Raw genomic sequence first — 20,851 nt, 5'->3', positions numbered from 1 at the left:
CGTTCCCTTGTCAAGCCAGCTTGTTCATTTTACGGCCGGGCGCAAGTGCGGGCGCGAAACGCGCCTCACGAAATCCGGTCGATGCAGAATTCCACGACCGCCTCCAACGCGTCCCGCGCCGGGCCGGGCGGCATGGCCGACAGAGCGTCCGATGCCAGCCGGCCTTCTTCGCGGGCGCGCTGTTTGGTCGCTTCCAGCGCGCCATGGCGCTGCATGATCGAGCGCGCGCGCGCCAGCGCCGCGTCGTCGTTGCGACCTTCTTCCATGGCCTCACGCCAGAACTGGCGCTCGCTCTCGTCGCCCGCCGCATGGGCGAGGATGACGGGCAGGGTGATCTTGCCTTCTCGGAAGTCGTCGCCGACATTCTTGCCGAGATCGTTGGCCGAGCCACCATAGTCGAGAACATCGTCCACGAGCTGGAACGCCATGCCGAGATGCATGCCATAGGCGCGCATGGCGCGCTCGGCCGCATCGCCCGACTTGGCGATCACGGGGCCGACTTCTGCGGCGGCCGCGAAAAGCTCGGCCGTCTTGGCGGCGATCACGGCGCGATAATCGGCCTCGCTGGTGGTCATCTTCTTGGCGGCGGAGAGCTGCCAGACCTCGCCTTCGGCGATCACGGCCGAGGCGTTGGACAGGATCGCGAGGGCACGCATGGAGCCGACCTCGACCATCATCTTGAAGGCCTGGCCGAGCAGAAAGTCGCCGACGAGCACGCTCGCCTGATTGCCCCAGATGGTGCGCGCGGTCTTGCGGCCCCGGCGCAGGTCGCTTTCGTCCACCACGTCGTCATGCAGGAGTGTCGCGGTATGGAGAAACTCGACGCTGGCGGCGAGCTTCACGTGACCTTCGCCCTCGTAGTCGAAGAGCAGCGCCGAGGCGATCGTCAGCATGGGGCGCAGCCGCTTGCCGCCGGACGAGATCAGATGGTCGGCGATCTCAGGGATCAGTTCGACATTCGACCCGGCCATGGCCAGGATCATGTCGTTGACGCGGTTCATATCGACGCGCGTCAAACCGAGGATCGGATCGATCGAGGCGATGGGCCTGACGGTACCCACGGGGCTGGCTAGGCTCACGATATCCTCCATTCGGTTGCCGGGGCAATAGCGGGGCGGGCGGCGTGCGGCAAGAGCGAATGGCATGACAAGATCGGTCATGGAGGGTGAAAGGGCGCGAACGCGGCCCTTGCGGCGCAGCCGCGTTTCACGCCAAGTCAGCCCATGATCGAACTTGTGCGTTCCAACGACCCCGTTCTCCTGTCCTTTCTCTCCGTGCTCCTGAAGGATGCCGGGATCGCGCATTTCGTCGCGGATGGCCATATGAGCATTCTCGACGGCTCGATCGGCGCCATCCCGCGCCGGCTTCTGGTGGACGAAGGCGAAATCGACACGGCGCGCCGACTCCTGCACGACGCGGAACTCGGCCATGAACTCTCCGACCCCTCCTGAGGTCGCTCCGCCAGCAGCGGAGGACATCTCGAAGGACGCCTTTCTCGGCGGGGCCTTCCACCTGCTCCAGCCCCGACGAGGCGGGTTTCGCGCCGGGCATGACGCGCTGCTTCTGGCGGCCACTGTGCCGAGAAACGCTGCGGGCCACGCGCTCGACATGGGAAGCGGGGCGGGGGCCGTTGCGCTGGCGGCAGCCGTGCGCGCGCCCGGCCTGTCGCTCGTACTCGCCGAGCGCGAGCCGAGCATGGCGGCGCTGGCGCGCGCCTCTATTGTGCTTCCCGAGAACGCCGCGCTCGCCCCCCGCCTCGACGTGGCGGAACTCGACCTCCTGGCCCCGCGCCCGGTGCGGGAGGCGGCGGGACTGGCAGATGCCCGCTTCGATCTCGTCCTCTCCAATCCGCCCTTTCATCCCGCCGGTGGGCGCCTGTCACCCGACGCAAGGCGCGGCGCGGCGAAATCCCTGCCGGAGCCGGGATTCCTTGTGCGCTGGCTGGCGGTGGCGGGCGCGCTGTCGAGGCACGGGGCGCGGCTCACCATGATCCTTCGGCCGGACAATTTGCCTGAACTTCTGGAGGGCATGGAGGGGCGCTTCGGGGCGCTGTCCCTCCGTCCGGTGCATTCCGCGCCGGGCGATCCCGCGATCCGGCTTCTCGCTTCAGCCATTCGGGGCTCGCGAGCGCCGCTTCTCATCCGGCCGCCGCTCATGCTGGACGAGGGTCTTCGGCGCGCCGTCTCATCGGGCGAGGCGGAGATTTCGGTTTCGTAACGGGGGCGCTTTCTTCCGCGCCCGGCTCTTCCTACATGGAGGCCACGATTCGCGACCCCGAGGTTTTGCCCGTGCCCAACCGCCTGAAGAAGCTCCTGCCCAAGCGCTTTCGCTCCGAGGCGACCGTCATTCCGGTCGTGCGGCTTCAGGGTGTCATCATGGCCGGCGCGTCGGGTCCGTTCCGCCAGTCCATCTCGCTGGCTTCGGTCGCCCCGCTTCTGGAGCGCGCCTTCGCGATGAAGGATGCGCCGGCCGTCGCCATCTCGATCAACTCGCCGGGTGGCTCGCCCGTCCAGTCCCGTCTGGTGTTTCAGCGCATTCGTGATCTCGCCGAGGAAAAGCGCAAGCATGTCATCGTTGCCTGCGAGGATGTCGCGGCGTCGGGCGGTTACATGATCGCCTGCGCGGGCGACGAGATCGTGGCCGATCCCTCCAGCGTCGTCGGCTCGATCGGCGTCGTGTCGGGCGGCTTCGGCTTCGTGGAGCTGATCCGCAAGATCGGCGTCGAGCGGCGCGTTCACACGGCGGGCCAGAACAAGGCGACGCTGGACCCGTTCCGCCCCGAGCGGGCCGAAGATGTCGAGCATCTGAAATCGCTCCAGCTCGACGTCCACAAGACCTTCATCGACCTCGTGCAGTCCCGGCGAGGAGCGAAGCTCGCCGATCATCCCGATCTCTTCACGGGCCTTTTCTGGTCGGGCGTGCGCGGGCTGGAGCTTGGCCTCGTGGATCGCCTGGGCGATCTGCGCACCGTCCTGCGCGGCCATTACGGCGACAAGGTCAAGCTGCAGGTGATCGGCCCCAAGCGCGGCTTGTTCTCGCTTCGCGGCTCGGGCGGCGGGGCGAGCCGGCTGGCGGGCAGCCTCGACCTGTCGCAGGCCGGCGCGGGTTTCGGCGGCGCTCTGGTGGAGGCAGCCGAGGAGCGCGCGCTCTGGGCGCGCTACGGCTTGTGATCGGCGGCTTATGCCTTGCCTTTGCCGGGTTTGACGACGAAACTTGAGGCGGACGAACCATGGCGGATCTGATGCCCATCTTTCTCTTCGGCCTCGTCGGTGCGGCGGCCTATTTCGGATACCAGCAGATGCAGCGGGACGCCGCGCGCGTCTCGGAGCGCAACCGCCGCTCGGAAGCGGAAATGCGCACCGGCGCGCAAGGCACGCTCGTGCGCGGCGAGGACGGGGTCTTCCGTCTACAGGAGGACTGAGGGCGGGCGAGACGCGGCAAGGCTTGACCCTTCCCGCGCCGGCGTGGCAACTCCCGCGCCAAAGAGCGGCTTCGCCTTCTGGCGGGCCGCGACGCTGCTTGGCCGGAAAGGCACGACATGTCCGAACTCGCCCCCCATATGCGGCCCGAACGCTCGTTTCAGGGCCTGATCCTGGCGCTGCATCGCTACTGGGCCGATTATGGCTGCGTCGTGCTCCAGCCCTATGACATGGAAGTCGGCGCGGGCACGTTCCACCCCGCCACGACGCTGCGCGCGCTCGGCCCCAAGCCCTGGAACGCGGCCTATGTGCAGCCCTCGCGCCGGCCCAAGGACGGGCGCTATGGCGAGAACCCGAACCGGCTCCAGCACTATTACCAGTATCAGGTTCTCCTGAAGCCCAACCCGCCCAACCTTCAGGAACTCTATCTCGGCTCACTGAAGGCGATCGGCATCGACACGGGTCTGCACGACATCCGCTTCGTGGAGGACGACTGGGAGTCGCCGACGCTGGGCGCCTGGGGCCTCGGCTGGGAATGCTGGTGCGACGGGATGGAAGTCTCGCAGTTCACCTATTTCCAGCAGGTCTGCGGTATCGAATGCGCGCCGGTGGCGGGCGAGCTGACCTATGGTCTCGAACGCCTCGCCATGTATGTCCAGAATGTCGACAATGTGTACGACCTGAACTTCAACGGCCGCGAGGGCGACGAGAAGGTCACCTATGGCGACGTCTTCCTGCAAGCCGAGCAGGAATATTCGAGGCACAATTTCGAGTTAGCCAACACGGCGATGCTGCTCAAGCATTTCGAGGATGCCGAGGCTGAGTGCCGCGCGCTGCTCCAGGCCGGCGCGCCGGTTTCGGGTGGCAACCAGAGTCTGCACAAATGCGTGCTGCCGGCGTACGATCAGGCGATCAAGGCCAGCCATGTCTTCAACCTGCTCGACGCGCGCGGCGTGATCTCCGTAACGGAGCGCCAGAGCTATATCCTGCGCGTGCGCACGCTGGCCAAGGCCTGCGGCGAGGCCTTCCTGCAGACCGAGGCGGGTGGGCTGAACTGGAAGGCCGTCGCCTGAGCCTTCGAACCTAAAATTCTGATCGACATAAGAAGGGCGGCTCGAAGGCCGCCCTTTTTTCGTATCAGCCGAGCTTCGCGAGAAGCTCGGTCGTGGGCCAGCCGTCCGGCGCCATGCCGTGCTTCTGCTGCTCGGTCGCGACGGCGGCGCGCGTGTTGGCGCCCAGAATCCCGTCCACCTTGCCGACATCGTAGCCGAGCGACACGAGGCGCTGCTGAAGGCGCTTCATCTGCTCGCCGTCGAGGCCCGGCTGCGGATCGCCGACCGCAACCTCCGGCCCGCCCGCCAGCCGCGTGCCGAAATAGCCGGCGGTCAGCGAATAGGTCAGCGAATTGTTCCACTTGAGATAGACGTCGAAATTCGGGAAGGCGAGGAAGGCCGGGCCGCCCTTGCCCTGCGGCAGGATGATCGAGGCCATCATGCCGTCGCGCTCCAGCGGCGAGCCGTCCGACTTGGTGACGCCGAGCTTGGCGAATTCCGAGCGCGGCTCCTTGTTGACGAGCGCGGCCCGGTCATAGGGGAAATCGGCTGGCATACGGATGGCTTCCAGCCAGGGCTCGCCCTTGCGCCAGCCCATGGACTGGATGAACTTGCCGGTCGTCATCAGAACGTCGGGCACGTCGGTCAGGAGATTGATCGTGCCGTTGCCGTCCTGGTCCGTGCCGAAGGCGATATAGTCCTCGGGCAGGATCTGCGTCTGGCCGAGTTCGCCGGCCCAGGCGCCCTTCATCTGCTCGGGCGTCAGGTAGCCGCGATCCACCAGCTCGATCGCGCCGAGCAGATGCGGGCGGAAGATTTCCGGGCGGCGGCAGTCATGGGCGAGCGTCGCCAGCGCCGACAGCGTGTCGAAATCGCCGAGCACCGCGCCGTAATCGGTCTCCAGACCCCAGAAGCTTGCGATCACCGGGCCCGGAACGCCGGTCTTGGCCTCCACCTCGCGGAAGGTCGAGGCGTATTTCTGAAGGTTCGCCTTGCCGCGCGCGAGCCGGTCCTTGTTGACCATGCGGCCCTGGAAGCGCAGCCATTCCTGCTGGAACACGGCCTGGCCGCGATCGCGCGCCAGCACCTTCTCGTCCTGCCGGACATGGGCCAGCGCCCGGTCCACGCCGTTCTGCGACAGGCCCTTGGCCAGAGCCTCCGCGCGAACGCCTTTCAGGAAGCTGTTCCAGTCGCCGCCGCACTGCGCGCCCTGCGCGGCGGCCGCGCCGACGCCCACTAGCAGCAGCGTGGAAGCAAGAAGCAGAGGTTTCAGCGAAAGGGTCATGGTCGGTCCGTCATAGAAAAGGGATGCGTCGCCCTAACAGGCAAAGTGCGGCGCTTTGAAGAAGAGGTGGTCAAGAAGCCGGTCGATGCGCCTTCAGCCAGGTGTCCCAATCGGCTTTCGTGCCGGAAAAGGCATTGCGATCGACCCCGCCCGGGACGCCCGGCACGGTGCCCGTCGCCGTCCATTGCCAGAAGCGCCAGTCGCGGCCGGGATAGTTCTCGCTCGGATGGTCCTTCACGCCGCGCAGCCAGAACTGGTGCTTGGGGAAGGTGCCGATCAGCCGATCGCGGTGAATGTCGATCGGCGCGTAGATGATCGGGCGCACGCCGTAATAGCGCTCCACCGCGTTCAGGAAGGCGCTCATCTCGCGCACCATCTCCTCGCGCGGCGGGCGGCGGGTGCAGGTCGGCGAATCCGGCGTCCATTCGACGTCGAGCACCGGGGGGAGGGCGTCGGGGTCGCGCGGCACGTTCTCGATGAACCAGCGCGCCTGCTCGAGGCCCGGCCGGCACCAGTAGAAGAAATGATAGGCCCCACGCGGCAAGCCGGCGGCCTTGGCATATTTCCAGTTGCGCGCGAAGGCACCGTCGATCCGGTCTCCGCCTTCGGTGGACTTGATGTAGGCGAAGGCGACCCCGCCCGCGCGCGCCGCCTCCCAATCCACCTCGCCTTGGTATTTGGACACGTCGATGCCGTGGACCGGGTAATGCTCGGGCTTCGATCCCTTGATGCCGACAAGGCCCAGCTCGGTCGCATCCAGCGAAACGGACCGGCAGCTGGTGAGAGCGAGGCAGGCGAACAGCGCGAGGGCCAGCGCCCGGCCGGCCGAGGCGAGCGGCGCGCGATCCGTGTTCGGTGATGATCGCATCGGTTCCGTATCCCTGCCATGGCGTCCCATGCGGCGGCAAAGTGCGCACGGGACCTTACGCCGGGCTGGCGTTGCCCTTCGCATCGCCGGAGCGTGATCTGGCGCAGATGTGACCGATGAAATGCAGCGTGAACAGGAAACGGGCGAACCGAACCCCATCTAGCTCGTTGTAGGGGCAGCAGACCAACAACAGGACCGTATCTCATGAAGACGATCTCTCTTGCTCTTAGCGCCGTCGCCCTCCTGGCGCTGACGGCCTGCTCGGACAACAAAAGCAATTCGAACACGACCACGCCGGCCGCCAGCACCACGACCGCTCCGGCGACGGGAACCACCACGACCACGCCGGCCACCGGCACCACGGGAACGACTGGCATGACCGCGACGCCGGGTGCCACGGGTACGACGGGCACGACGACCACCACGCCGTAAAGGCAGGGGCGGTCCACAGCGCCACTGACCGGGCCCGCGCCACCAGCGCGGGCCTTTTTCGTCGAGAGAGGGGCTGGCGGCCGCCTGCTTTCGCTGTCGCGACAGAGCGCGCTGCGATAAAGTGCCGAGTCGGGCGCCCTTGGCGGCGCGGCGGAAACGAAAGAAACCATGTCGATCTTTTCGAGCCTCGCGCAACTCGTGCGGGATCTCGCGGCCAGTGGCGCGGCCACCGTCGAAGCTCTGGTAGAGCGCATTCGCTCGGCCTTCGAGGCCGATCGCGAAACGCGAAAGCGCGTCGCTTTCTCCGTGGCGATGATCGCGCTGTCAGCCAAGATGGCAAAGGCCGATGGCGTTGTGAGTCAGAACGAAATCAACGCGTTCCGCCGTATCTTCGACATTCCGTCCGAGGAAGTGCGCAACGTCTTTCGGCTCTATGACCTCGCCAAGCAGGACACGGCGGGCTTCGAAGCCTATGCGCTGCGGATGCGCGGATTGTGTGGCAGCGGCGAGCGCGACTGCGCGCTCCTGACCGACGTCCTCGACGGCCTATTCTTCATCGCCGGGGCGGACGGATTCGTGCACGATCGCGAACTCGCCTTTCTCGAGCGCGTGGCCGAACTCTTCGAGATCAGCGAGGCGCAGTTCGAGCGCCTCAAGGCCCGCCATATTATCGGCGGCGAAGCTGGGGCCTATGCGGTTCTTGGCGTCGAGCCGAGCGACAGTCCCGAGACGATCCGGCGGCGCTATCTCGAACTCGTCAAGGAAAACCACCCGGACCGGCTCGTGGCGCGCGGCGTGCCGCAGGAGTTTCTGGCGATCGCGACCGAGCGCATGAAGGCGATCAACGCCGCCTGGGCGACGCTCGGCAAGATGGCGCCCGCCGAGTGAGCCCCGACAGTCCGCTCGTGTCGCGCTGCGTGCCATCGCCCAGCCATAACGAGCGGCGGGGGCAGGCGGGGCCGGACATGCTGTTGCTCCACTACACAGGGATGCGCACCGGCGCGGCAGCGCTCGCGCGCCTGACCGACCCGGCGAGCGAAGTCTCGGCTCATTATGTCGTCGAGGAAAACGGCGAGATTATTCAGCTTGTGCCCGAAGCGCGCCGCGCCTGGCACGCAGGGCGGGGCTCTTGGCAGGGGAGGGAGGACGTGAACTCCCGCGCCATCGGCATCGAGATCGTCAATCCCGGCCATGAGCATGGCTACCGACCATTTCCGCAACGGCAGATCGATGCGGTCATCGAATTGTGCAAAGATTGTGGCAACCGCTGGTCAATCTTGCCACAATTGGTCTTGGCGCATTCCGATATAGCGCCTGCGAGGAAGGAAGATCCAGGCGAGTTGTTTCCTTGGGATCAACTTTTTTCAGCCGGTGTCGGCCTTTGGTTTGCCAGCAAACATAAGCAAAACAAAGCTTTTCTGGCCGCGGGGGATCGAGGCGCGGCGGTCGCCGCCTATCAAAGCCAACTCGCGGCCTATGGTTACGGCATCCGAAACGACGGAATCTTCGGGCTTGAGACGGCCTCAGTGACCCGCGCCTTTCAGCGTCATTTTCGGCCCGTTCGCGTCGATGGATGTGTCGATCAGGAAACGGGTGAGGTGCTGACGCAACTCCTCCAAGCGGTACAAACTGGAGGCTGAAAGTGCGCGGACCAGAGGTTTGTTCGAGCGCGTTTTGTTTCAGTCATTAATATTCCGTTACTGAGGCGCCGCTTTCCGGTTCGATTTTTCGGGCAAAAGGAGGGGGTACCGCCGCTGCGCATCTGCGGCCGAGAGGGGACGACGGAACCGGATTGTTAGGCCGGGAGCGTCGAAGACCACAGGACCGAAATGAGACGACTGCCTGCCATGGCCACCGCCGTGACGCTTCTGCTTGCGCCTATGACCGCCGCCGACGCCGACACCGCCTCTTCGACTTCCACTGCGCCTATCGAGAAGACCTCGACCGATCAGGATTTGACAGACCCCGCCGCCAGCCAGATCGATGCGGTCGATGATGAGGCGGCCCGCCTCGCCCAGAAACCCTTCGCCGACATTATCGAGCGGGAAGCCAAGGCCAATGGTGTGCCGGTGGAACTCGCCCATGCCATCGTCTCCGTCGAAAGCCACTACCGCGTCGACGTCACTGGCCGGGCCGGTGAGATCGGCCTGATGCAGATCAAGCCCGCCACGGCCCGCGACATGGGCTTCACCGGCGATGCGACCGATCTCTACAATCCGATCGTCAACATCAAATACGGCATGAAATATCTCGCCGGCGCCGAGCGCCGGGGCGGCGGCACGCTGTGCGGCACGATTCTCAAATACAATGCCGGCCATTATTCCAAGCGCATGAACCCGACCTCGGCCCGCTATTGCGAGAAGGTGAAGCTGGTTCTAGCCTCGCTCTGAGCCGACCGACGCTTGACAGCGGACCCCCGGCGCGCGAGACCACGCACGCCAGCCGGCCGGGCGGCCGCTCCCGTCCTATGTCGAAAGACGGCGGGGGAGGAAAGTCCGGGCTCCACGGAGAAACGGTGCCGGGTAACGCCCGGCGGGGGTGACCCCAGGGAAAGTGCCACAGAAAACAAACCGCCTTCGGCTTCGGCCGAAGGTAAGGGTGAAACGGTGGGGTAAGAGCCCACCGCGTTTCCAGCAATGGCGACGGCAGGGCAAACCCCACCGGGAGCAAGACCGAATAGGAACGACGCGGCGGGAAACCGCCAGGCCTCTCCGGCCCTGTCGTTCGGGTGGGTTGCTTGAGGCGTCGCGCGAGCGGCGTCCCAGAGGAATGGTCGCCGGGCGGCGAAAGCCGCCGCACAGAACCCGGCTTATAGGCCGGCTGGCCTTCGACCATCGACACGCCCCACTATGATCGGCGCCCGCCGAAGCGTTCGGCACTCAAGCCGAGCCTGTCCCTCGACATGGGACGCGGGATGGGATGAAGCTCCACCACGCAATCCCCGATTCTCCGCCGATCCACTCGCCTGCCTTCGGGCGCAGCACGACTCGAGCCGGTCGCGCTTAGATTTCCTGTTTTACCAAAAGTTCAAGAGCGGCTTTCGCGCATTTTACGCCGGCCTTGGGCAGGCCTAAGAAAATGGAGACCCTTAGCAGTTTGGGTCGGCCGCCTGCCGTCTACCCTTTGTAAATGCTGGATTCAAAGACCCGCGCGCCGGGCTGCGATGGCCCTTCGAGCCACGTTGAGCGCGTTCAACCGAGCGCAGAACCGATCGTCTTAATATCCTGTTAAATCATATTAAAATCATGTCGTGCTGCAAGCCTGCAACAGGCTGCCCGCTCCCGCTTGGCCGGGCCGTTCCCATTGACCCCCATGGGAGCCCATGATATCCCAATTCTCATCCTGAAGGCCCGGTTTTGGGTCGAATTCGAACATTGGCGAGCATCCGTTTCAGCGTGTTTTGGCTGGGGCGACGTCGGCTGTTGTGCTGCCGGCGGGTGAGTTTGTGTGCTGAAATTCGGCGTTGAGCGTGGGCGAGGGTGTCGTGGCAAAGCGAGGGATCAGAGGGGCGGTCGGCGGCGACGATGGACCGGTTTCTCTCCAACTCGGTCAACAATATCGACGCCAAAGGCCGGGTGTCGGTGCCGGCCCTGTTTCGTCAGGTCTTGGCGGCGCGCGGGTTTCGCGAGCTTTACGCCCTTCAGGCGATCGGGCAGCCGGCCATCGACGTCGGCGGCATGGATCTTCTGGAGCGCTACGAGGCCCGCATGGCGGATGCGGACCCTTTCAGCGAGGACTATTCGGACATGTCGCTCTTTGCCTATGGCGATGGCGCCTTTCTGAAATTCGATGCCGAGGGGCGCATCATGGTGTCGGACTTCATTCGCTCTCACACGGGCATCACCGATCGCGTGACCTTCGTGGGGCGCAATCATTTCTTCCAACTCTGGGAGCCATCCCGGTTCGAGGCCTATCGAGCGGAGGCGCGCGCGCGTTTGACGGCGCGTCGATCCAGCCGAGGCATGTCCGAGGGTGCGCCGGAATGATGACGGATCACGGCATGGTTGAGGAACCTGCCGATGGCGGACCGGTTCGTCACATTCCGGTGCTCCTCCGGCCTGTGCTGGAGGCGCTCGACCCTGGCTCCGGCGATCGGATCGTCGATGGGACCTTCGGGGCGGGCGGCTATTCGGCCGCCCTTCTCATGTCGGGCGCCAGCGTTCTGGGTATCGACCGCGACCCGACCGCCATCGCCGCCGCCGCGCCCATGTTAGCGGCGCAGCCGAATCTGCGTCTCGTTCACGGTCGCTTCGGCGATCTGGAGGAGATCGTCGCGCGTGAGGCGGGTGGCTCGGTCGATGGCGTCGTGCTCGATATCGGCGTCTCCTCCATGCAGATCGACGAGGCGGAGCGGGGCTTCTCCTTCCAGAAGGACGGCCCGCTCGACATGCGCATGAGCCGCTCGGGGCCGAGCGCGGCCGATGTGGTCAATCGCCTGAAGGTCGGCGATCTCGCGCGCGTCCTGAATTTCCTGGGCGAGGAGCGACAGGCCGGGCGCATCGCGCGCGCCATCGAGGCGCGCCGGGCCGAGCGTCCGTTCGAGCGCACGCTGGATCTGGCGCAGGTCGTCGGCCGCGTCGTCGGCCGGGCCCCCAAGGATCGCATCGATCCGGCCACGCGCACCTTTCAGGCGCTGCGCATCTACGTGAACGACGAGTTGGGCGAACTGGCGCGTGCGCTGGTCGCGGCCGAGCGCGTCCTGAAGCCCGGCGGCCGGCTGGCGATCGTCACGTTTCATTCGCTGGAGGATCGGATCGTCAAGCGCTTCCTGCGCGATCGATCGGAAGCGGCTTCGACCTCGCGCCATTTACCAGATGTTCAGCATAAGGACCGCACATTCGAATCTCGTAACCGGCCGGTGACGGGTGATGAGGACGAAATCTCGTCCAACCCTCGCGCTCGTTCCGCCAAGTTGCGTTCCGCCGTCCGCACCGACGCGCCCCCGCGCCCGGAAAGCGAGGCGACGGATTTCATCGATCTGCCGTCGCTGGCAGACTTGCCGTCCGGAGCTTGAACCGTCCCATGTCGAAGACGCTCGACGTTCTCCTCGTCATCCTCATGCTCGGCGCCGCCGCCTGGACCTTCGGACAGAAGTATCAGGCCGAATCGGTGGAGCATCAGATCGCGCTTCTCGACCGCAAGATCGCCCTGGAAAAGGAGACGATCCAGCTGCTCGACGCGGACTGGAGTCTTCTCAATCAGCCCAATCGTCTGGAGCAGCTCGCCAAATCCTTTCAGGACACGCTGAAGCTCAACCCGACCGCTCCCGAGCAGATCGTGGAGCCGAACCAGCTTCCTTCGCCTCCGCTGCCGGTCGTGCCCGAAACCGACCAGAAGAACCGCGAACGGTTCGCCGCCGTGGACGGGAGCAAGTCGCGATGATCGATTTTCGCCGTAACCTGAACTTCCTGCGGCGTCGCGGTGCATCCGAGACATCGGCCACCGGATCGCTGCGGCCGCGCCGCAGCGAAGCGCCGCGCAACAAGGCGCGATTCATCATCGCCACGGGCCTTTTCTGCTCGATCTATGGCGTCATCGGCGCGCGGCTCCTCATGTGGGGCGCGATGGCCGACCCCAATGACGCCTATCGCGCGATGGCCAATGCCGGCCCCGTGACGCGGCCCGATATCGTGGATCGCAACGGCGAAGTGCTGGCGACCGACATCAAGACCGCTTCGCTCTTTGCCGAGCCGCGCCGCATTCTCGACGCCGACGAGGCGACCGAGGCGCTGCTGACCGTGCTGCCGGATCTCAACCCGAAGGTCCTGCACGATCGCCTGTCGTCCAAGGCGGGCTTTGCCTGGCTCAAGCGCGAGCTGACGCCGCGCCAGCAGCAGGAAATCCTGGCGCTCGGCATTCCCGGTATCGGCTTCCGCACCGAGAAGCGTCGTTTCTACCCCGGCGGCCCGACGGCGGCTCACATTGTCGGCTTCACCAATGTCGACAATCAGGGCATTGCCGGCATGGAGAAATACGTCGACGACAGTGGCTTCCGGGCGCTGCAGTCGAGCGGCTTCGCCTCGAACGACAGCCTGGAACCGGTGAAGCTTTCGATCGACCTGCGCGTCCAGCACATCGTGCGCGACGAGCTGGTGCTCGCCATGCAGAAATACCGCGCCGTCGCGATCGGCGCGCTGGTGCTCGATGTGAACACGGGCGAAGTCATCGCCATGGCCTCCATGCCCGACTTCGACCCCAACAGCCCCGGCGACGCGCTGAAGAAGGAAAATCTCAACCGCTTCTCGGCCGGCACGTTCGAGATGGGATCGACCTTCAAGATCTTCACCACCGCAATGGCGCTCGACTTCGGCAAGGTGAACATCAATTCGATGGTCGACACCCGGCCGTTCTTCGTGGCCGGCCATACGATCAAGGAATTCCACAACAAGGGCGCTTCGCTCTCGGTGCCCGACATCTTCAAATATTCGTCCAACGTCGGCTCGGCCCGCGAGGCGGATATGGTGGGTCTCGAAAACCACCAGGAATTCCTGACGCGGCTGGGTGTTCTCAGCCGCCTCAAGACCGAGCTGCCGGAAGTCGCCATGCCGACGCAGCCGAGGACCTGGAAGAAGATCAATTCCATGACCATCGCCTTCGGCCATGGCGTGTCCACGACGCCGCTGAACACGGCGGTCGCCGCAGCCGCCGTGATCAATGGTGGCTTCCTTATTCCGCCGACCTTCCTGCCGCGCACCCAGGCGCAGGCTGACGAGGTCAAGCATCGCGTCCTGCAGGAAAAGACCTCGCTCGACATGCGCACGATTTTCCGCATCAATGGCGAGGAAGGCTCGGGCCGCGCGGCCAACGTTCCCGGCTATCATGTGGGCGGCAAGACGGGCACGGCCGAAAAGGTCATCAACGGCCATTACGCCAAGGACCGCCGGTTCAACGCCTATGTAGGCGCCTTCCCGATCGAGAAGCCGCGCTACATCGTCATGTCGATCGTGGACGATCCGCAGATCGAGCCGGGCAAGCCCAACGCGCAGGCCGGCTGGAACGCCGCGCCGCTGGTGGGTAACATCATTCGCCGAGCCGCGACTTTTCTCAACGTGAAGCCTGATTTCGGCGACGCGGGCAAGCAGCTCCTCGTATCGTACTGACGCCAAAAGGCTTCAATCGTCGGGCAGGGTGCTCTAAGAAGCCCGCCGAGACGATCCAATTCGAAAGCCGGCGGCGCGCCGCCGGCTTTTTTCTGCGACGTGGAAGATGGTGAATGAAGCTTTGCGACCTCGCCGGTGAGTTCGAAACCGGACCAGACGGAGCCCATATCGACATCACGGGCCTGACCTCGGATTCCCGGCGCGTGGAGCCCGGCTTCCTGTTTGCCGCTCTCGCCGGCACCAAGGCCAATGGTGAAAGCTTCCTCGCCGATGCCGAGCGGCGGGGCGCCGCCGCGCTTCTCGTCTCAAAAGATGCCACCATCGACAGCCGCCTGCCTCTGGTGCGGGTGGACGATCCGCGTCGCGCCCTGTCATTGATGGCGGCGCGTTTTCATGGCCGGCAGCCGGGCTGCGTGGTGGCCGTCACCGGAACCAGCGGCAAGACCTCGATCGCCGCCTTTGCGCGCCAGATCTGGGCCGCCGCCGGCCTCGCCGCCGCTTCGATCGGCACGACCGGCGTCGTCTCGCCCAAGCGCAACGATTACGGCACGCTGACGACGCCCGAGCCCGTCGCGCTCGCCAAGCTCATGGCGGAACTGGCCGACGAGGGCGTCACGCACGCTTCCATGGAGGCATCCAGCCACGGGCTGGACCAGCGCCGGCTCGACGGCATCAGGCTTTCGGCTGCGGGCTTCATCAATCTCGGCCGCGACCACATGGATTATCATCCGACGGTCGAGGATTATTTCCGCGCCAAGATGCGCCTTTTCGACACGCTGCTGCCCAAGGGCGCGCCGGCCGTGATCTTCGCGGACGACGAATGGTCCGTGCGCGCCGCCGATGCGGCTCGGCAGGCCGGCGCCGACGTTCGCCTCGTCGGGCGGGCAGGGGACTTTCTGGTTCTCAAACGCCTGGAGCATGAGCGTCATCGCCAGATCGCCGAGATCGAGGCGGCCGGGCAGATCCATCGCATCGTCCTGCCGCTGGCGGGCGAGTTCCAGATGGCGAATGCGCTGGTCGCCGCCGGCCTCGCCATCTCAACGGGCGTCGAGGCCGCTGTCGCGCTGCGCGCGCTGGAAGGACTTCGCGGCGCGCCGGGCCGGCTGGAACTCGCAGGCACCACGGGCGAGGGCGTGCCGGTCTTCGTGGATTACGCGCACAAGCCCGAGGCGCTGGAAAACGTGCTTCAGTCCGTGCGCCCCTTCACCACGGGCCGGGTCATCGCCGTGTTCGGCTGCGGCGGCGACCGGGATACGGGTAAACGCCCGATCATGGGCGAAATCGCGTCGCGTCTTGCCGATGTCGTGATCGTCACGGACGACAACCCGCGCTCCGAGGTTCCGGCGACGATCCGCGCCGCCATCCTGGCCGCGGCACCCGGCGCGCGTGAGATCGCCGACCGGCGCGAGGCTATTGCGACGGCCATCGCCATGGCCGAGGCGGGGGATACGGTGATCGTGGCCGGCAAGGGGCACGAGAACGGCCAGACGATCGCGGGCGAGACCTTCCCCTTCAGCGACCATGAGGAAGTTCGGCGCGCCATCGCCGACAAGGAGAGCGCATGACCACGGTGCTCTGGACCCCGCAGGAGATCGTCCAGGCGACGGGCGGGCGGCCGATCGGCACCATGCCCAATGGCATTTCCGGTCTTTCGATCGATACGCGCACGCTTCAGCCGGGCGACGCCTTCTTCGCCATCAAGGGCGAAAGCTTCGACGGCCACGCCTTTCTGCGCCAAGCCATCGCGGCGGGCGCGGCGCTGCTGGTCGTCGCCGAAAAGAAACTGCCGGCGCTCGGCAGCGTCACGGTTCCGCTGCTCGTGGTGGATGACGTGTTGAAGGCGCTGGAGCGCCTGGCGCTTGCGGCGCGCGCCCGGTCGAAGGCGCGCATCGTCGCGGTGACGGGCAGCGTCGGCAAGACCACCACCAAGGACGCGCTGCGCCATATCCTGGAACGCCAGGGCGAGGTGCACGCTTCAATCGCCTCCTTCAACAATCACTGGGGCGTACCGCTCACGCTGGCGCGCCTGCCGGCCGACGCGCGTTTCGCCGTGTTCGAGATCGGGATGAACCATCCGAACGAGATCCGGCCGCTGGTCAAGATGGTGCAGCCGCATGTGGCTGTGATCACGCTGATCGCGCCGGCGCATCTCGGTTTCTTCCGCGACATCGACGAGATCGCCGACGCCAAGGCCGAGATTTTCGAGGGGCTGGTGCCCGGCGGCACGGCGGTTCTGAACGCCGACGATCCGCAGCTGCCTCGCCTGACGGCGCGCGCCGGCGCCGTCGGCGTCACGCGCATCACCACCTTCGGCGAAGCGCCGGATGCCGATTATCGCCTGACGGCCCTGCGCTCCACCGGAGCCGGGCAGCGCCTGGCCGCGCGCATCGACGGCACAGATGTGATGACGGAGATCGGGGCGGGCGGGCGCCATATCGCGCAGAACGCGCTGGCCGTTCTCGGCGCGGCCGACCTGATGGGCGCCGATGTCGAAGCCGCCGCAGCCGCGCTCGCCGACTGGCGCGCCAGCAAGGGGCGCGGGGCGCGCCATGTCCTGCCGCTGCCGGGCGGCGGAACCTGGACGCTGATCGACGAAAGCTACAACGCCAACCCCGCCTCCATGCGCGCCTCGCTTTCGCTGCTGGCGCAATGCGCGCCGGGGCCGGAAGCGCGCCGCATCGCGGTTCTGGGCGACATGCTAGAACTCGGCGCCTTTTCGCGCGCGATGCATGTGGAACTCGCCGCCGCCGTTCTCGACGCCCATCCCGACCTCGTGCTTCTGGCCGGAACCGAGATGACCGCGCTCGACGCGGCGCTGGAGCGCTTGGTGCGCCACGAGTGGCATTCTTCGACCGGCGAGCTTCGCGCAAGCTTGGTGCGCCACCTTCGGCCGGGTGACGTCGTGATGATCAAAGCGTCCAAGAGCATCGGCTTCTCGAAAATGGTGGACGATCTCGTCGCCGAGTTTGCGCCGCCCGCCCCATCCATGGGCGAACCTGCCCCATCCCAGTCCTGGCAGGGAGCCTGACGCACCATGTTCACCTATCTGGCCGCGCTGACCGAAGACGCGCAGGTCTTCAACGTCTTTCGCTACATCACCTTCCGCACCGGCGGCGCGATGATCACCTCGTTCATCGTGGTGTTTCTGTTCGGCCCCGCCATCATCGCCAATCTGCGCATCCGGCAGGGGCGGGGGCAGCCGATCCGCGCCGACGGGCCGCAGACCCATTTCAAGAAGGCCGGCACGCCTACCATGGGCGGGCTGATGATCCTGGCGGGCTTTCTGGCCGCGACGCTGCTCTGGGCCGATCTCAGCAATCTTTATGTCTGGACGGTGCTGCTCGTCACGATGGGCTTCGGCGCCATCGGCTTCTATGACGATTATCTGAAGGTCACCAAGCAGAGCCACAAGGGCTTCTCGGGCAAGGCGCGCCTCGCCATCGAGTTCGCGATCGCCTTGGTGGCGGGCGTCCTCATCATCATGGCGCAGTCGGGCAGCTTCGCGACATCGCTCTCAGTGCCCTTCATCAAGTCGCTGCTGATCGATCTCGGCTGGTTCTACGCGGCCTTTGCGGCGGTGGTCGTGGTCGGCGCGGCCAATGCCGTGAACCTGACGGACGGTCTCGACGGGCTCGCCATCATGCCCATCATGATCGCCTCGGCGGCCTTCGCGCTGATCGCCTATCTCGCGGGCAATACGAATTTCGCCAACTATCTCCAGATCCACTATGTCGTCGGCACGGGCGAACTGGCCGTGGTCTGCGGCGCGGTGATCGGGGCGGGGCTGGGCTTCCTCTGGTTCAACGCGCCGCCCGCCGCCATCTTCATGGGCGACACGGGCTCGCTGGCGCTGGGCGGCCTCGTCGGCACCGTCGCCGTCGCCACCAAGCACGAGTTGGTTCTGGTCGTGATCGGCGGCCTCTTCGTCATGGAGGCGCTGTCGGTCATCATCCAGGTCGCGTCCTTCAAGCTCACCGGCAAGCGCGTCTTCCTCATGGCGCCGATCCACCACCATTTCGAGAAGCTCGGCTGGACCGAGAGTCAGGTCGTCGTCCGCTTCTGGATCATCGCCCTGATGCTGGCTTTCGTCGGCCTCTCGACGCTCAAGCTGCGCTGAGGAGAGAGCCATGATCCCGGCGACGAGTTTTGCGGGCCAGCGGGTCGCGCTGTTCGGTCTCGGCGGCTCGGGCCTTGCTACAGCGCACGCGCTCCAAGCGGGCGGGGCCGAGCTGACGGCCTTCGACGACAACCCGAAGAGCGTGGAACTCGCCGCCTCGCAAGGCTTGCCGACCGGCGATCTGCATGGGCTCGACTGGTCCGGGCTGGACGCGCTCGTGCTGTCGCCCGGCGTGCCGCTGACCCATCCCAAACCGCATTGGGCGGCGGAACTGGCGCGCGAGGCGGGCGTGCCCGTGATCGGCGACATCGAAATCTTCGTGCGCGAGCGCGCCGCGCTCTGCCCGCGTGCGCCGTTTGTCGCCATCACCGGCACCAACGGCAAGTCCACCACCACGGCGCTGATCGCCCATTGTCTGCGCCATGCCGGGCGCGACACGCAGCTCGGCGGCAATATCGGCGTGGCGGTTCTGACGCTGGAGCCGCCCGCGCCCGAGCGGCACTATGTCGTGGAATGCTCCTCTTACCAGATCGATCTGGCGCCCTCGCTGGCTCCCACCGTCGGCATTCTTCTGAACCTGACGCCCGATCATCTCGACCGGCACGGGACGATGGAGAACTATGCCGCGATCAAGGCCCGCCTCCTGAAGGACGCCGGAACGGCCGTGATCGGCGTCGATGACGATTACGGTGTCGGCATCGCCGACTGGCACGAAAGCGAAGGCAATGTCGTGGTGCGCATTTCCAAAGAGAAGGCGCTGGACGACGGGATCGTGTATCGCGATGGCACGCTGCTTTCGATGCGGGACGGGCGCGTGGAAGCCGAGTTTCCGCTGGCCGGCATCGGCTCGCTGCGCGGCCGGCACAACGGGCAGAATGCCGCCGCCGCCGTCGCCGCGCTGACGGCGCTGGGTCTCAGCGCGGCCGAAATCCAGGCTGGCCTTGAGAGCTTCCCCGGCCTCGTGCATCGCATGGAGCAGGTCGGGCGCGCCGGCCCTGTCCTCTTCGTCAACGATTCCAAGGCCACCAATGCCGACGCCGCAGCCCCCGCACTGGCGAGCTTCGAGCGCATTCACTGGATCGCGGGCGGCCTGCCCAAGGAGGGTGGAATCGCCTCGCTGGAATCCCTGTTCCCCCGCGTCGCCAAGGCCTATCTGATCGGCGAGGCCGCGCCGGCTTTTGCCGCGACTCTTGGTGAACGAATTCCTTACGAAATATCAGGTACACTAGACGTCGCGGTCGAGAATGCGGCGCGCGACGCCGCCCGCTCGGGGGCCGAGGAGGTCGTTCTCCTGTCGCCCGCCTGTGCGAGCTTCGACCAGTTTCGCAATTTCGAGGTCCGGGGCGACAGCTTCCGCCAGCTGGTGGAAGCGCTGCCCGGAATCGACGTCTTCCGCAAGGGATAGAGCATGGTCAGTCGCGCTCAGAAGGGCCTCATCACCGACTGGTGGCGGTCGATCGACCGCTGGTTCCTTGCCGCCTTCCTGATCCTGATGATCGGCGGCATGGTCCTGTCCTTCGCCGCCAGCCCACCGGTGGCCGAGCGCATCGGCCTGGAGCCCTTCCATTTCGTCAAGCGCCACGCCCTGTTCCTGTTTCCGAGCATTGCGGTGATGCTTGCGACCTCGCTACTCAGCCCGCGCGGCATCCGCCGCATGTCGGTGGTCATGCTCTGCGGCGCGCTCGGGCTCATGCTGCTCGCGCTGTTCTTCGGAACCGAGGTGAAGGGCGCGCGGCGCTGGGTCGATATCGGCCCGCTCAGCATTCAGCCCTCCGAATTCATGAAGCCGGCCTTCGTGGTCGTCTGCGCCTGGCTCTTTGCCGAGCATTCGCGGCGCAAGGACATTCCGGGCAATCTCTTCTCGATCCTGATCCTGATGGTGGTCTGCGCGCTGCTGGTCGCCCAGCCCGATCTCGGCCAGACGATCCTGTCCAGCTCCGTCTGGGGGGCGCTGTTCTTCATGGCGGGCCTGCCCTGGATCTGGATCGTCATGCTCGGCAGCATCGCGCTTCTCGGCTTCTGCTCGGCCTATTTCGTCTTCCCGCACGTCGCCTCGCGTATCGACCGCTTCATGACGGGCGAAGGCGATACGTTCCAGGTGGACACGGCGCGCGAGGCCATCATGCGCGGCGGCTGGCTCGGCCAGGGGCCGGGCGAGGGGACGGTCAAGCGCATCCTGCCCGACAGCCACACGGACTTCGCCTATTCCGTGATCGCGGAAGAGTTCGGCATCATCTCCTGCATGGCGCTGACCTCGATCTTCGCCTTCATCGTGATCCGGGGCCTCTCGGTCGGCTTCCGCCAGCGCGACACGTTCAACCGCTTGGCGATCTCCGGCTTGGTCATGCTGTTCGGCCTCCAGTCGATCATCAACATGGCGGTGAACCTCCATCTCATGCCCGCCAAGGGCATGACGCTGCCCTTCATCTCCTATGGCGGCTCGTCCATGATGGCCGTCGCCATCACGGCCGGCTTCGTTCTGGCGCTGACGCGCAAGCGCGCCGAGAACGTCTCGCAGACCGACCGTCTGGTGGACCGCACGCTGTTCTTCCAGAACGCCGTGAACGCGCGGTGACAG

At 65.9% G+C, this 20,851-nt stretch carries 21 protein-coding genes and 1 other RNA gene; 19 read left to right on the top strand and 3 right to left on the bottom strand.

What is annotated here, in order from left to right:
- Positions 1 to 65: 65 nt before the first annotated feature.
- Positions 66 to 1,091 (bottom strand): polyprenyl synthetase family protein, encoded by a 1,026-nt coding sequence (locus tag AUL28_RS05040; protein ID WP_062230908.1) that lies wholly within the window; start codon positions 1,089 to 1,091, stop codon positions 66 to 68.
- A gap of 132 nt (positions 1,092 to 1,223) precedes the next feature.
- Between AUL28_RS05040 and AUL28_RS05035 the strand changes: the two genes are divergently transcribed.
- From AUL28_RS05035 to AUL28_RS05015, 5 genes are all read left to right on the top strand, one after another.
- Positions 1,224 to 1,451 carry a putative signal transducing protein gene (locus AUL28_RS05035; RefSeq protein ID WP_058600957.1) on the top strand — a complete coding sequence of 76 codons (228 nt, stop codon included), beginning with the start codon at positions 1,224 to 1,226 and terminating at the stop codon, positions 1,449 to 1,451.
- Complete coding sequence (locus AUL28_RS05030; protein WP_082640265.1) at positions 1,429 to 2,217, top strand: tRNA1(Val) (adenine(37)-N6)-methyltransferase; 789 nt, start codon at positions 1,429 to 1,431, stop codon at positions 2,215 to 2,217. The genes AUL28_RS05035 and AUL28_RS05030 overlap by 23 nt, the downstream gene beginning before the upstream one ends.
- Before the next feature lie 71 nt (positions 2,218 to 2,288).
- The gene (locus AUL28_RS05025) at positions 2,289 to 3,170 is read left to right on the top strand and encodes a S49 family peptidase (RefSeq protein WP_156419892.1); all 882 of its coding nucleotides are present in this window, start codon (positions 2,289 to 2,291) and stop codon (positions 3,168 to 3,170) included.
- 59 nt (positions 3,171 to 3,229) lie between these two features.
- Complete coding sequence (locus AUL28_RS05020) at positions 3,230 to 3,421, top strand: hypothetical protein (RefSeq protein WP_058600878.1); 192 nt, start codon at positions 3,230 to 3,232, stop codon at positions 3,419 to 3,421.
- 117 nt (positions 3,422 to 3,538) lie between these two features.
- Complete coding sequence (locus AUL28_RS05015) at positions 3,539 to 4,492, top strand: glycine--tRNA ligase subunit alpha (RefSeq protein WP_062230885.1); 954 nt, start codon at positions 3,539 to 3,541, stop codon at positions 4,490 to 4,492.
- Between the two features lie 64 nt (positions 4,493 to 4,556).
- On the opposite strand, the gene AUL28_RS05010 is transcribed toward AUL28_RS05015, so the two are convergent.
- Together AUL28_RS05010 and AUL28_RS05005 are read right to left on the bottom strand one after the other, a co-directional pair.
- Positions 4,557 to 5,756 (bottom strand): lytic murein transglycosylase, encoded by a 1,200-nt coding sequence (locus tag AUL28_RS05010; protein WP_062230884.1) that lies wholly within the window; start codon positions 5,754 to 5,756, stop codon positions 4,557 to 4,559.
- A gap of 70 nt (positions 5,757 to 5,826) precedes the next feature.
- Positions 5,827 to 6,624: a glycoside hydrolase family 25 protein gene (locus tag AUL28_RS05005; RefSeq protein ID WP_062230883.1), complete on the bottom strand. Its 798-nt coding sequence runs from the start codon at positions 6,622 to 6,624 to the stop codon at positions 5,827 to 5,829.
- Between the two features lie 204 nt (positions 6,625 to 6,828).
- Between AUL28_RS05005 and AUL28_RS22980 the strand changes: the two genes are divergently transcribed.
- From AUL28_RS22980 to ftsW, 14 genes are all read left to right on the top strand, one after another.
- Positions 6,829 to 7,056 (top strand): hypothetical protein, encoded by a 228-nt coding sequence (locus tag AUL28_RS22980; RefSeq protein ID WP_058600874.1) that lies wholly within the window; start codon positions 6,829 to 6,831, stop codon positions 7,054 to 7,056.
- Positions 7,057 to 7,224: 168 nt separating this feature from the next.
- Entirely contained in the window at positions 7,225 to 7,944 is a 720-nt protein-coding gene (locus AUL28_RS04995; RefSeq protein ID WP_062230882.1) for a J domain-containing protein, read from the top strand.
- Positions 7,941 to 8,696 (top strand): peptidoglycan recognition protein family protein, encoded by a 756-nt coding sequence (locus AUL28_RS04990; protein WP_244493416.1) that lies wholly within the window; start codon positions 7,941 to 7,943, stop codon positions 8,694 to 8,696. Before AUL28_RS04995 ends, AUL28_RS04990 begins: the two co-directional genes overlap by 4 nt.
- Before the next feature lie 189 nt (positions 8,697 to 8,885).
- Entirely contained in the window at positions 8,886 to 9,446 is a 561-nt protein-coding gene (locus AUL28_RS04985) for a lytic transglycosylase domain-containing protein (RefSeq protein WP_153005440.1), read from the top strand.
- A 48-nt stretch (positions 9,447 to 9,494) separates the two neighbouring features.
- Positions 9,495 to 9,884: RNase P RNA component class A (gene rnpB / locus AUL28_RS04980), an RNA gene on the top strand.
- Between the two features lie 696 nt (positions 9,885 to 10,580).
- Entirely contained in the window at positions 10,581 to 11,042 is a 462-nt protein-coding gene (mraZ, locus tag AUL28_RS04975; RefSeq protein ID WP_058600870.1) for a division/cell wall cluster transcriptional repressor MraZ, read from the top strand.
- Positions 11,039 to 12,070 (top strand): 16S rRNA (cytosine(1402)-N(4))-methyltransferase RsmH, encoded by a 1,032-nt coding sequence (gene rsmH, locus AUL28_RS04970; RefSeq protein ID WP_062230881.1) that lies wholly within the window; start codon positions 11,039 to 11,041, stop codon positions 12,068 to 12,070. The genes mraZ and rsmH overlap by 4 nt, the downstream gene beginning before the upstream one ends.
- 8 nt (positions 12,071 to 12,078) lie before the next feature.
- Positions 12,079 to 12,438 (top strand): cell division protein FtsL, encoded by a 360-nt coding sequence (gene ftsL / locus AUL28_RS04965; protein ID WP_058600868.1) that lies wholly within the window; start codon positions 12,079 to 12,081, stop codon positions 12,436 to 12,438.
- The gene (locus tag AUL28_RS04960; RefSeq protein WP_058635597.1) at positions 12,435 to 14,156 is read left to right on the top strand and encodes a peptidoglycan D,D-transpeptidase FtsI family protein; all 1,722 of its coding nucleotides are present in this window, start codon (positions 12,435 to 12,437) and stop codon (positions 14,154 to 14,156) included. Before ftsL ends, AUL28_RS04960 begins: the two co-directional genes overlap by 4 nt.
- A 113-nt stretch (positions 14,157 to 14,269) precedes the next feature.
- Positions 14,270 to 15,721, top strand: coding sequence for a UDP-N-acetylmuramoyl-L-alanyl-D-glutamate--2,6-diaminopimelate ligase (locus AUL28_RS04955; protein WP_062230880.1), 1,452 nt, complete (start codon positions 14,270 to 14,272; stop codon positions 15,719 to 15,721).
- The gene (locus tag AUL28_RS04950) at positions 15,718 to 17,184 is read left to right on the top strand and encodes a UDP-N-acetylmuramoylalanyl-D-glutamyl-2,6-diaminopimelate--D-alanyl-D-alanine ligase (RefSeq protein WP_062230879.1); all 1,467 of its coding nucleotides are present in this window, start codon (positions 15,718 to 15,720) and stop codon (positions 17,182 to 17,184) included. Before AUL28_RS04955 ends, AUL28_RS04950 begins: the two co-directional genes overlap by 4 nt.
- A 6-nt stretch (positions 17,185 to 17,190) precedes the next feature.
- Positions 17,191 to 18,273, top strand: coding sequence for a phospho-N-acetylmuramoyl-pentapeptide-transferase (gene mraY, locus AUL28_RS04945; protein ID WP_058600864.1), 1,083 nt, complete (start codon positions 17,191 to 17,193; stop codon positions 18,271 to 18,273).
- Positions 18,274 to 18,283: 10 nt separating this feature from the next.
- Complete coding sequence (gene murD / locus AUL28_RS04940) at positions 18,284 to 19,678, top strand: UDP-N-acetylmuramoyl-L-alanine--D-glutamate ligase (protein WP_062230878.1); 1,395 nt, start codon at positions 18,284 to 18,286, stop codon at positions 19,676 to 19,678.
- A 3-nt stretch (positions 19,679 to 19,681) separates the two neighbouring features.
- Positions 19,682 to 20,848 (top strand): putative lipid II flippase FtsW, encoded by a 1,167-nt coding sequence (gene ftsW / locus AUL28_RS04935; protein WP_062230877.1) that lies wholly within the window; start codon positions 19,682 to 19,684, stop codon positions 20,846 to 20,848.
- The last annotated feature ends 3 nt before the right edge of the window (positions 20,849 to 20,851 follow it).

Source organism: Aureimonas sp. N4 (assembly GCF_001463925.1).
Classification (GTDB): domain Bacteria; phylum Pseudomonadota; class Alphaproteobacteria; order Rhizobiales; family Rhizobiaceae; genus Aureimonas; species Aureimonas ureilytica_A.
The sequence above is the reverse complement of the archived record's forward strand: the minus strand, read 5'-3'. Positions and strand labels throughout refer to the sequence as shown.

Bases quoted from the DNA above. Each gene is read 5' to 3' on its own strand.
- AUL28_RS04950 (WP_062230879.1), top strand. From the start codon at position 15,718: ATGACCACGGTGCTCTGGACCCCGCAGGAGATCGTCCAGGCGACGGGC.
- AUL28_RS04955 (WP_062230880.1), top strand. From the start codon at position 14,270: ATGAAGCTTTGCGACCTCGCCGGTGAGTTCGAAACCGGACCAGACGGA.
- AUL28_RS22980 (WP_058600874.1), top strand. From the start codon at position 6,829: ATGAAGACGATCTCTCTTGCTCTTAGCGCCGTCGCCCTCCTGGCGCTG.
- AUL28_RS05020 (WP_058600878.1), top strand. From the start codon at position 3,230: ATGGCGGATCTGATGCCCATCTTTCTCTTCGGCCTCGTCGGTGCGGCG.
- ftsW (WP_062230877.1), top strand. From the start codon at position 19,682: ATGGTCAGTCGCGCTCAGAAGGGCCTCATCACCGACTGGTGGCGGTCG.
- AUL28_RS04995 (WP_062230882.1), top strand. From the start codon at position 7,225: ATGTCGATCTTTTCGAGCCTCGCGCAACTCGTGCGGGATCTCGCGGCC.
- AUL28_RS05030 (WP_082640265.1), top strand. From the start codon at position 1,429: ATGAACTCTCCGACCCCTCCTGAGGTCGCTCCGCCAGCAGCGGAGGAC.
- AUL28_RS05015 (WP_062230885.1), top strand. From the start codon at position 3,539: ATGTCCGAACTCGCCCCCCATATGCGGCCCGAACGCTCGTTTCAGGGC.
- AUL28_RS05010 (WP_062230884.1), bottom strand. From the start codon at position 5,756: ATGACCCTTTCGCTGAAACCTCTGCTTCTTGCTTCCACGCTGCTGCTA.
- AUL28_RS05005 (WP_062230883.1), bottom strand. From the start codon at position 6,624: ATGCGATCATCACCGAACACGGATCGCGCGCCGCTCGCCTCGGCCGGC.
- AUL28_RS05035 (WP_058600957.1), top strand. From the start codon at position 1,224: ATGATCGAACTTGTGCGTTCCAACGACCCCGTTCTCCTGTCCTTTCTC.
- mraY (WP_058600864.1), top strand. From the start codon at position 17,191: ATGTTCACCTATCTGGCCGCGCTGACCGAAGACGCGCAGGTCTTCAAC.
- ftsL (WP_058600868.1), top strand. From the start codon at position 12,079: ATGTCGAAGACGCTCGACGTTCTCCTCGTCATCCTCATGCTCGGCGCC.
- rsmH (WP_062230881.1), top strand. From the start codon at position 11,039: ATGATGACGGATCACGGCATGGTTGAGGAACCTGCCGATGGCGGACCG.
- murD (WP_062230878.1), top strand. From the start codon at position 18,284: ATGATCCCGGCGACGAGTTTTGCGGGCCAGCGGGTCGCGCTGTTCGGT.
- AUL28_RS04960 (WP_058635597.1), top strand. From the start codon at position 12,435: ATGATCGATTTTCGCCGTAACCTGAACTTCCTGCGGCGTCGCGGTGCA.
- mraZ (WP_058600870.1), top strand. From the start codon at position 10,581: ATGGACCGGTTTCTCTCCAACTCGGTCAACAATATCGACGCCAAAGGC.
- AUL28_RS04985 (WP_153005440.1), top strand. From the start codon at position 8,886: ATGAGACGACTGCCTGCCATGGCCACCGCCGTGACGCTTCTGCTTGCG.
- AUL28_RS05040 (WP_062230908.1), bottom strand. From the start codon at position 1,091: ATGGAGGATATCGTGAGCCTAGCCAGCCCCGTGGGTACCGTCAGGCCC.